This is a genomic window from Klebsiella sp. HMSC16A12 (genome assembly GCF_001808265.1).
Lineage (GTDB): Bacteria > Pseudomonadota > Gammaproteobacteria > Enterobacterales > Enterobacteriaceae > Klebsiella > Klebsiella pneumoniae.
The window spans coordinates 39,237-49,648 of record NZ_KV792545.1 but is presented as its reverse complement, the minus strand read 5'-3'; the positions used below and the strand labels follow the sequence as shown (position 1 = coordinate 49,648).

Sequence of the window (10,412 nt, the reverse complement as noted above, 5' to 3'; positions counted from 1 at the left end):
CAGGGTCATTGCTTCTACCTCGTCTGGCGGGAGCAAACTATGCCTGAGCTGTTGAATCCCGCGCCTGTCGCGCACCTGCGCCATCTTCTGCGCGCCCATTCCCCCCTTGTGCACTGCATGACTAATGACGTGGTGCAGACCTTTACCGCCAATGTTCTGCTGGCCGTCGGCGCCTCGCCGGCGATGGTGATCGATCCCCGCGAAGCGGCGCAATTTGCCGCTATCGCTGATGCGCTGTTAATTAACGTCGGTACCCTGACCGAAGATCGCGCCGTGGCGATGCGCGCCGCGGTGGAGCACGCCCGGCAGGCCGGCAAGCCCTGGACGCTGGATCCGGTGGCGGTCGGCGCCCTGACCGTGCGCACGGCCTTTTGTCACGAGCTGCTGGCCCTCCAGCCGGCGGCCATTCGCGGCAATGCCTCTGAAATTCTGGCGCTGGCCGGGATGAGCGCCGGCGGGCGCGGGGTGGATACCACCGATACGGCCGCTGCGGCGCTGCCGGCGGCCCAGGCGCTGGCTCGTCGGCTGGCTACCGTGGTGGCGGTCACTGGCGAGGTGGACTACGTCACCGACGGCGAGCGGGTGCTCAGCGTGGCGGGGGGCAATCCGCTGATGACCCGGGTGGTGGGCACCGGCTGCGCGCTGTCGGCGGTGGTGGCGGCGAGCGCGGCGCTGCCGGGAGACCGGCTGGAAAACGTGGCCGCCGCCTGCGGGCTGATGAAGCAGGCCGGGGAGATCGCCGCCCGTCAGGGAGGCCCAGGCAGCTTTATTCCGGCGTTTCTCGACGCGCTGTATCAGGAGGTGCAGGGATGAAACGCATCAACGCCCTGACCATCGCCGGCACCGATCCCAGCGGTGGGGCCGGTATCCAGGCCGATCTGAAAACCTTCTCCGCGCTGGGGGCCTATGGCTGCTCGGCGATCACCGCCCTGGTGGCGCAGAATACCCGCGGCGTACAGTCGGTCTATCGCATCGAACCGGATTTTGTGGCCGCGCAGCTCGACTCGGTGTTCAGCGATGTGCGTATCGATACCACCAAAATCGGCATGCTGGCGGAGACCGATATTGTGGAAGCCGTGGCCGAGCGGCTGGCGCGCTACCGGGTGGCCAACGTGGTGCTGGATACCGTCATGCTGGCGAAAAGCGGCGATCCGCTGCTGTCGGCCTCGGCGGTGGAGACCCTGCGTCAACGATTGTTGCCGCAGGTGTCATTGATCACCCCGAACCTGCCGGAAGCGGCCGCGCTACTCGATGCCCCCCATGCGCGTAACGAACGGGAAATGCTGGAGCAGGGGCGGGCGCTGCTGGCGCTGGGCTGCGGCGCGGTATTGATGAAGGGCGGCCATCTCGACGATGCCGAAAGCCCGGACTGGCTCTTCACCCGCGAAGGGGAACAGCGGTTCACCGCGCCGCGAGTGCAGACCAAAAATACCCACGGCACCGGCTGTACGCTCTCCGCCGCGCTGGCGGCGCTGCGCCCGCGTCACGCGGACTGGGCGGCCACCGTTATCGAGGCGAAGGCCTGGCTGTCGGCGGCTCTGGCGCAGGCCGACTCTCTGGAGGTAGGCCACGGTATCGGGCCGGTGCACCATTTCCACGCCTGGTGGTAAATGGCAGCGCAACGGGACAGCAGAATCTCCTGAAAAAATGGCCCCCCGGCTGGAAAATAGGCTAAGTCGGTACCAGGCTTAACCTGCCCAAAAAAATTGGGTTGGGATAATGCATGCCGGCTTCGGCCGGCCTTACGGGAGATTGCTATGACTGATATTACGCAGTTGCTGGGCAAAGATGCCGAGAGCCTGTTGCAGCACCGTTGTATAACCATTCCGTCCGACCAGCTGTATCTGCCTGGCGCAGATTATGTTGATCGGGTGATGGTGGATAACAACCGACCACCGGCGGTGCTACGCAATATGCAGACCCTGTACAATACCGGACGCCTGGGGGGAACCGGCTACCTTTCCATTCTGCCGGTTGACCAGGGCGTGGAGCACTCGGCGGGCGCCTCCTTTGCCGCCAACCCGCTGTACTTTGATCCGAAAAATATCGTCGAGCTGGCGATCGAAGCCGGCTGTAACTGCGTGGCGTCGACCTACGGCGTGCTGGCCTCGGTGTCGCGCCGCTACGCGCATCGCATCCCTTTCCTGGTGAAGCTCAACCATAACGAAACGCTGAGCTACCCCACCGAATACGACCAGACCCTCTACGCCAGCGTTGAGCAGGCGTTCAATATGGGGGCGGTGGCCGTGGGAGCGACGATCTATTTCGGCTCAGAACAATCGCGTCGTCAGATAGAAGAGATTTCCGCCGCCTTTGAGCGGGCCCATGAGCTGGGCCTGGTCACCGTGCTGTGGGCCTATCTGCGCAATTCGGCGTTCAAGAAAGACGGCGTCGACTATCATGTTTCCGCTGACCTGACCGGTCAGGCCAACCACCTGGCGGCCACCATCGGCGCCGATATCGTTAAGCAAAAGATGGCGGAGAATAACGGCGGCTACAAAGCGGTTAACTTCGGCTATACCGACGACCGGGTGTACAGCAAACTGACCAGCGATAACCCCATCGATCTGGTGCGCTACCAGCTGGCCAACTGCTATATGGGCCGCGCCGGGCTGATCAACTCCGGCGGCGCGGCGGGCGGGGAGACCGACCTTGCCGACGCGGTGCGCACGGCGGTGATCAATAAACGCGCCGGCGGCATGGGGCTGATCCTTGGCCGCAAAGCGTTTAAGAAATCGATGGCCGACGGCGTGAAGCTGATCAATGCCGTGCAGGATGTTTATCTGGATGGCAAAGTGACTATTGCATAAGGCAAAAATCCGGGCGTCACCGCCCGGATTGCGCATTGTTTGTACCAGATGCGGTTTATTAAGACTCTGCCGCGTTGGCGGTAAACGGTTTCGCATGCTGATCGCTGGTAAAGCCAGGCTGTTCAACGCGGATTAACGGGCACAGGAAGAAGGCCAGAATATATAAGGCGGTATAGGCTATTACCACGCCGATAGTGCTGAAATAGGGCAGCAGTACCACGGCAATCGCCGGCGCCAGAAAGTTCGACAGCCCGGCTGACAGGTTATAGACCGAAATCGCCGCGCCTTTATGGTTCGGCTCCAGCGCCGGGAACACCGCCGCCATCGGCACAAACGCGGCGACAAAAATCCCCAGGGCAATAGCCGGTACCAGCGCCATGGCAAAATTATGGCCGAAGTGCTGGGGCAGGTAATAGAACGCCAGGCTGGAAAGCGCCATCCCGATGCAGCCGAACCAGCGGATAACCTTCATCCAGCCCATTTTCTCCGCCACAATCCCCCAGAAAACGTTCGAAAAGATCGTGGTGAAGAAGAATGCCGCCCATACCTGCAGCCATTCCGAGGTGGTAAATCCCAGCTCATCAACAAACATCATCGGCATGATCACCGCAAAACCAAACAGCGACAGGGTGTTGATAATGCGCACAATGCTCGAGAACAGAATGCTGCGGTTGGTATAGAGCAGCGTCGCCGCGCGCCCCAGTTCGGCGAATTTTTCACGAGTGGTCAGGTTCTGCATATGGCGCGGCGTTTCGGTATGACGCATCGACACCAGCGCAATAATGCCGCCGGTGGCGCAAAAGAGCAGCGCCAGCCACAGGGTGCCCATTTCGCCAATGTGGGGAATGGTAAAGCTCGGAATATAGCTGCCGAACACGCCGATACCCACCGAGTAGACCGCCCAGAACCAGCCCAGCGCGGAGCTGGAACTGTCGCTGCGGACGTTGTGGATAATGGCGACGATAAAGGAGTAGAGGAACAGCGGGTAGGCCAGGCCGCGGATGCCATAAAACAGCAGGATCAGCGCATAGTTGGCGCGACCGAGGCCGAAGACGAGGAACAGTACGTGGAACACACACCACAGCACGAAGCCAATCAGCATGGCCTTGCGTGGGGTAATGATTTCCGCCACCACGCCGGAGACCCACGCCGACAGGGCGGCAGCCAGACCGTAGAGAGTAAAAGCAAAGGAAGCCTGCGCCGGGGTGAATCCGAGTGCTTTGATGTAGTGCGACAGAAAAGCCAGCTCAAAGCCGTCGCCGGTCATAAACACGGCGATGGCGACATATCCCCAGATGAGGTTGAGCGGTAGACCGTACCACTGTTTGTTATTAACGGACATGTTGACCTCGATTTCAGAGTGCAGATGAGTGTCTCCGCTGCACAGCAGCGGAGCATTATTGTTATAAAATAAGGAGGTATGTTATTCGCGAATCAGCCTGCCGGCCTGTTGTAGCGCCTTATAGGCCGCATACCTGCGCTGATGAAGCGGGCTAAACGCAGTCTCGCTGTGATAGGTGGCATCCACCTGAGTAAACTGCTTCATGGCCTCCGGCAGCGAAGCCGCGACTCTGCCCGCCACCGCGCCGAGGATGGCGGAACCTAACAGCACCGGCTCGCGGCTGGCGGTGCTCACGATGCTAACGCCGCAGGCGTCGGCCAACAGCTGACGCACCAGCGGATGCTGCCCGGCTCCGCCGCTGATGACGATATTTTCACTCTCAATTCCGCAGGCGCGCTGGGCGTCAATGATCTGTCGCAGACCATAGCCAATCCCGCATAGCCCGGCAACGTACAGCGCGGTCAGGTTATCCAGGTCCCGCTCCATCCCCAGCCCGGCAATCAGCGCTTTCGCGTGGGGATCGGCAAGCGGCGCGCGATTACCGAGAAACTCCGGAACGACGTGCAGACCGGCGGCCAGCGTTACCGCCTCAGAAGGGGAAGCAACTTGCGTCAGAACGCGATCCGCCAGCCAGACCGGTAGAGGGACGCCTGCGGCTTTCGCTTGCTCGCGCGCTTCCGCCGCCGCCGGATGGAAGCTCAGCAGCTGGTCGATAGCCGCGCCGGCGGCGCTTTGCCCGCCTTCACTTAGCCAGTAGCCCGGCACCATCGCCGAATAGTAAGGGCCCCAGACGCCCGGGACGAATACCGCTTCCTGAGTGGTGGTCATGGTGCAGGAAGAAGTGCCGAAGACATAGGCCATATTGTTGGCCGCGCCGTTAAGCACGCCGACGGTACCGATGCCGCCCGCGTGGGCGTCAATCATCCCCACCGCCACCGGCGTACCGATCGGCAGGCCCATCTCCTCTGCCGCCGTGGCGCAAAGGCCCTCGCCGCAGGGGGTGCCTGGATCGACAATCCGCTGGCCGATGCGGACAAAATCTTCATCCGCCAGCTCTTCGAGGCCAATCTGGCGGAAGTAACCGGCATCCCAGCGTTGTTCATGCGCCAGGTAGGTCCATTTACAGGTCACCGTGCAGACCGAGCGGGCTTCATCGCCGGTTGAGCGCCAGGTGAGGTAATCGGCGAGGTCGAAGAAGTGGCGCGCCTGCTGATAGATGTGCGGGCGATTCTCCTTCAGCCACAAAATCTTCGGCGTTTGCATCTCCGGCGAGATTTTGCCGCCAACGTACCGCAGTACCGGGTGGCCCGTGGCATTGATCTTTTCCGCCTGCCCGGTGGCGCGATGATCCATCCAGACAATAATGTTGCGGTCCGCATCGTCCGAAGGCCCGACCGCCAGCGGCGCATCGTTATCGCCAATCACCACCAGCGAGCAGGTGGCATCGAAGCCGATCCCGGCGATCGACGACGGCGAAACGCCGGCGTTGGCCACCGCCGTTTTAATGCAGTAGCACACCGCCTGCCAGATCTCACGGCTCGACTGCTCGACCTTGTTTCCGGCGCTGCGAAACAGGGTTATTTCCCGGGTCGCGTGGGCGAGGAGCTCGCCCCGCAGATTGAATACCCCGGCGCGCACGCTGCCCGAACCGACATCCACGCCAATAATGTTTTGCGTATCGTTTTGCATCACATCCTCTCACAGGCTGGCCAGGGTCAGAGATCCACGCTGTTCGGCAGGATCACAATGTCGCGCACGGTGACGTTTTTCGAACGCGTCACCATAAACAGCACCGACTCCGCCACTTCAATCGGCTGCATCAGGCTGCCGTTGGCCAGCGCTTCGTCCATTTTGGCTTTTGGCCAGTCGTCCAGCAGAGCGGTAACCACCGGGCCCGGCAGTACGGCGCCGACGCGCACGCCATACTGCGCCACCTGGCGACGAGTGGTGTGCACAAATGCCTGCACCGCGAATTTCGACGCGGTATAGACAGGCTCCCAGATCACCGGCACCACGCCCGCGATCGAGCTGGTGAAGATAATATCCCCGGATTTTTGCGCGATCAGATGCGGCAGGACGCTGCGCACGCAGCGGAAGGCGGCGTTGATATTGAGGTGCAGCACGCGGTCCCAGACGTCCGGGTCGCCCTCGGCCACCGGCCCGCCGATATAGGCGCCGGCGTTGGCGTGGAAGATATCGAGACGCCCGGTAAGCTGCAAAATGCCCTGCAGTAGGTTATCGACCTGGTCCGCCTGCATCAGGTCGACCTGCAGGGCGAAGGCGTTTTCGCCAAGTTCGGCGACCAGTTTGTTGAGCTTTTCGCCTTCGCGGTCGATCAGTACCACTTTTGCGCCAGCTCCCAGCAGGGTCCTCGCGCACTCGAGGCCGATACCGGACGCCGCGCCGGTGATCGCGGCGACTTTACCGCTGAGGGAAGTATTCATAGAGGAGACAGAGTGGTTCATTTTATAATCCTTTGCCGTGTCTGGTTAAAACTATCGAACGCGAGGGCATCACGTTCGAGGTGATAGACTAAAACTGGTAACATATTGAATATCAGCATCTTAATTCAGGCTTGCTGGCATGTTGAGGCGGTATGCGCGCGTACTTCCTGGCGTGAAAAGGATGCTCAATCGATGAAGCTATGTTGCTCTCGCTTCATCGATTGAGCAAGTGGGGAAATTAACAGCGACATGATTTTGTGACGCAAGTTGGAAAAATGAAGAAGATAACGATTTACGACCTGGCGGAACTTTCCGGCGTTTCGGCGAGCGCGGTGAGCGCTATCCTCAACGGTAACTGGAAAAAGCGCCGCATCAGCGCCAAGCTTGCGGAAAAGGTGACGCGGATTGCCGAGGAGCAGGGCTATGCGATTAACCGTCAGGCCAGCATGCTGCGCAGTAAAAAATCACACGTCATCGGTATGATTATCCCCAAATATGATAACCGCTACTTCGGTTCCATCGCCGAACGCTTTGAGGAGATGGCCCGCGAGCGCGGCCTGCTGCCGATTATCACCTGTACGCGCCGGCGTCCGGAACTGGAGATCGAAGCGGTAAAGGCGATGCTCTCCTGGCAGGTTGACTGGGTGGTCGCGACCGGGGCGACCAATCCGGATAAAATTTCCGCGCTATGCCAGCAGGCGGGCGTGCCAACGGTCAATCTCGACCTGCCGGGCTCTCTCTCGCCGTCGGTGATTTCGGATAACTACGGCGGGGCGAAAGCGCTGACTCATAAGATCCTGGCTAATAGCGCCCGCCGCCGCGGAGAGCTGGCGCCGCTGACCTTTATCGGCGGGCGCAGCAGCGACCATAACACCAGCGAGCGTTTACGCGGCTTCCACGATGCGCATCGCGAGCTGGGGCTTAGCGTGCCGCAGGCGAATATTCTGGCTCCCGGCTATTCGAAAGGCCACGTTGAGGACTGCCTGCAGGAGCGGTTTGGCAGCGCGAAGACGCTGTTGCAGGGGATATTTGTTAACTCGACGATATCCCTGGAAGGGGTTGTGCGCTGGCTGTCGCAGGTGGGGCTAACCGGCAGCGAGCAGCCGCCGATGGGCTGCTTCGACTGGGATCCTTTTGTCTACCTGCTGGGGCACGATATCGACATGGTGCAGCAGGACGTGCCGGCGATGCTGGACGCTGTTTTTTCGATTATTGACGCCGGCGAAGCCAGCCAGCAGCGGATTGAAATTCCCCCGCGACTGATGAGCAGCAGCTGAGTCGCTGTCTGGCTGTTCGACGTTACCGCGTCAGCAGCCAACGGGCGGTATGCTCATCGGTCACCAGGCCATTAATCCAGCCGCCTTTAAGGGCGGCCAGGATCGCCGGTCGTTTATGTTCTCCACAGGCAGCGGCAATCCGCGGGCAGTGGCTCTGGCGGATATCATAGCTGGTGATCATGCGGTTGATCTCGCTGTCTACCACGTCGCCTTGCGCATCAATAAACCGCCCGAGGATCTCCCCGATGCCGCCGCGGGCGGTCAGCTCATCCATCTGCGCCTGATTGATAAAGCCGTCTTTAAAGATCGGACTTTGCGTGCCCAGCGGACCAATACCGACAAAAATCACGTCCGCCTCGCGGGCGACGCCGGAGACGCTGCGGAATAAGCGATTGGTGCACCACATTTCATACTCATCCGCGCTTTGGGCGTAGCGCGGCGCCGGCCACTGATAGTACTTGGCCTTAATTTTGCGGGTCAGCAGCAGGGGCACGTCATCGTAATAATTGCACTGCCCGTCGGCGTTCATGGCGCTGATCAGCGCCACGCAGCGGGTATTCAGGCTGTCAAAATCGATGCGCTGCAGCGCTTTTTTCAGGGTCAGGCCCGAGCCCAGACCGATGATTTTCTCTTTATCATCCTGCAGATAGCGAGCCATCAGCTGATAGCAGCCAAATGACACACTGTCGAGGGTGCTTTCTTCGCTAAAGGCGGGGACCACATTGCACTCGATCAAGCGGTATTTTTCCTGCAGCAACTGCGCATAATCGAGGCAGTTCGCTACCGGATGATGCAGATTAATCGACACAATCCCTTCTTCTTTCGCGGCGGCGATCAGCCGTTGCACCACCGGTCTGGAGGTGCCCAGCTGGCTGGCAATCTCGCTCTGATTCTGGCCGGCGATGTAGTACATCCATGCGGCACGCACCTTCTGATCCAACCGGATATCGTCTTCTTTACTCATGGTTTCCCGCCCTAAGTTGCTGGCCAGGGCACGCAATTGGCCCGGCGAATACCCGCATTCTCGCCGTGGTTGGCATAACTGGCAAGCTTTTGCTCTTTACTGGTCATTTGTAATTTAATTGGGTAATTGATCTTTTGTGATCTATGGCTCTTATTTAGGTCAAATGATCAATTACAGTGGCGCCATCAACTCAAGGAGAGCAGAACATGAACAATCAATTCACATGGCTTCATATCGGTCTGGGTTCTTTTCATCGCGCGCATCAGGCGTGGTATCTGCATCGTCTGATTGCTTCCGGGGATAATCGCTGGCGCATCGCGGCGGGGAATATTCGCAACGACGCCGAGCAGGTGGTACAGGCGCTGGCGGCGCAGGGAGGACGTTACGTCCTCGAGACCGTCAGCCCGGAAGGGGAGCGCGAATATGAAGAGATCACCTCAATCCAGAAACTGCTGCCGTGGCAGGCCGGGCTACAGCCGCTGATTAACGAAGGGGCAAACCCGCAGACCAAAGTTATCGCCTTTACCGTGACGGAAGGGGGGTACTACCTGAACACTCGCCATCGGCTGGAAACCAGCAACCCCGATCTGCAGGCCGACCTGCAAGGCGAGTGCAAAACCATTTACGGCACCCTCGCGCGGATCCTGGAAAAGCGCATGGCCGACAACGCCGGGCCGCTGACCCTGCTCAACTGCGATAACGTGCGCCATAACGGCGAGCGTTTCCACGACGGTATGGTCGAGTTCCTGCAGCTCACCGGCAAACAGGCGGTGATTGACTGGATGGCGGCCAATACCACCTGTCCGAACACCATGGTGGACCGCATCACCCCGCGTCCGGCGGCCGATCTGCCGGCCCGCATCAAAGCGCAAACCGGAATTGATGACAAAGCGCCGGTGATGGGGGAGACCTTTATCCAGTGGGTAGTGGAGAACAACTTCCGCGATGCCCGCCCGAATCTGGAGGCAGTCGGCGTGGAGATGGTGGAGTCGGTCATCCCGTATGAAGAGGCGAAAATCCGTATTCTGAACGCGTCGCACAGCTGCATTGCCTGGGCGGGAACCTTAATCGGCCAGCAGTATATTCATGAAAGCACGCTGACCGATGTTATCTACGCCATTGCCGACCGCTACGTTACGGAGGACGTTATTCCGTGTCTCGGCGATAACGGCATTGATCTGCCGACCTACCGGGATGTGGTGCTTAAGCGCTTTACCAACCCCTATATCCAGGACACCAACCAGCGCGTCGCCGCCGACGGCTTCTCGAAAATTCCGGCGATGATCGCGCCAACCTTGCAGGAGTGCTACCAACGCGGCGTCCGCCCTGAGGCGACCGCCATGCTGCCGGCGCTGTTCTTCGTCTTTATGGAGCAGTGGCACAAGGGAACTCTGCCGTATCAGTACCAGGACGGCATCCTGGATGCGCAGGCGGTGCATGAGATGTTCGAGGCTCAGGATCCGGTGGCTGTCTTCGCCCGTGATAAAGCCCTGTTTGGTGATCTCGCCAACAACGCGGATTTCCTGGCGCTGATGCGCGAGAAAGTCGCCGCCGTTTACACGCTGATTAACTAAG

9 protein-coding genes are annotated in these 10,412 nt (G+C 60.1%); 5 read left to right on the top strand and 4 right to left on the bottom strand.

Annotated features, from left to right (window positions below):
• Positions 1–39: 39 nt before the first annotated feature.
• The 3 genes from thiM to fbaB all read left to right on the top strand — a co-directional run bounded on the left by thiM (position 40) and on the right by fbaB (position 2,810).
• Entirely contained in the window at positions 40–813 is a 774-nt protein-coding gene (gene thiM / locus HMPREF3140_RS04945; RefSeq protein ID WP_012541053.1) for a hydroxyethylthiazole kinase, read from the top strand.
• Positions 810–1,610, top strand: a complete 801-nt coding sequence (gene thiD, locus HMPREF3140_RS04940; RefSeq protein ID WP_002912707.1) for a bifunctional hydroxymethylpyrimidine kinase/phosphomethylpyrimidine kinase — start codon at positions 810–812, stop codon at positions 1,608–1,610. The genes thiM and thiD overlap by 4 nt, the downstream gene beginning before the upstream one ends.
• A gap of 147 nt (positions 1,611–1,757) precedes the next feature.
• A complete protein-coding gene (gene fbaB, locus HMPREF3140_RS04935) occupies positions 1,758–2,810 on the top strand; it encodes a class I fructose-bisphosphate aldolase (protein ID WP_002912704.1) in 1,053 nt (350 codons plus the stop codon).
• Positions 2,811–2,868: 58 nt separating this feature from the next.
• Here the strand turns inward: fbaB and HMPREF3140_RS04930 are convergent, their stop codons facing one another.
• The 3 genes from HMPREF3140_RS04930 to HMPREF3140_RS04920 all read right to left on the bottom strand — a co-directional run bounded on the left by HMPREF3140_RS04930 (position 2,869) and on the right by HMPREF3140_RS04920 (position 6,617).
• On the bottom strand, positions 2,869–4,152 hold the full coding sequence (locus HMPREF3140_RS04930) for an RbtT/DalT/CsbX family MFS transporter (protein WP_004175116.1): 1,284 nt from the start codon (positions 4,150–4,152) through the stop codon (positions 2,869–2,871).
• 81 nt (positions 4,153–4,233) lie between these two features.
• The gene (locus HMPREF3140_RS04925) at positions 4,234–5,841 is read right to left on the bottom strand and encodes an FGGY-family carbohydrate kinase (RefSeq protein ID WP_032411949.1); all 1,608 of its coding nucleotides are present in this window, start codon (positions 5,839–5,841) and stop codon (positions 4,234–4,236) included.
• A 26-nt stretch (positions 5,842–5,867) separates the two neighbouring features.
• A complete protein-coding gene (locus HMPREF3140_RS04920; protein WP_004180592.1) occupies positions 5,868–6,617 on the bottom strand; it encodes an SDR family oxidoreductase in 750 nt (249 codons plus the stop codon).
• A 254-nt stretch (positions 6,618–6,871) separates the two neighbouring features.
• Between HMPREF3140_RS04920 and HMPREF3140_RS04915 the strand changes: the two genes are divergently transcribed.
• A complete protein-coding gene (locus HMPREF3140_RS04915; protein ID WP_004180590.1) occupies positions 6,872–7,873 on the top strand; it encodes a LacI family DNA-binding transcriptional regulator in 1,002 nt (333 codons plus the stop codon).
• Between the two features lie 22 nt (positions 7,874–7,895).
• Here the strand turns inward: HMPREF3140_RS04915 and HMPREF3140_RS04910 are convergent, their stop codons facing one another.
• Entirely contained in the window at positions 7,896–8,837 is a 942-nt protein-coding gene (locus tag HMPREF3140_RS04910) for a sugar-binding transcriptional regulator (RefSeq protein ID WP_004144198.1), read from the bottom strand.
• Positions 8,838–9,043: 206 nt separating this feature from the next.
• On the opposite strand from HMPREF3140_RS04910, the gene dalD reads away from it, so the two are divergent.
• Entirely contained in the window at positions 9,044–10,411 is a 1,368-nt protein-coding gene (dalD, locus tag HMPREF3140_RS04905; RefSeq protein ID WP_020801658.1) for a D-arabinitol 4-dehydrogenase, read from the top strand.
• Position 10,412 lies beyond the last annotated feature (1 nt).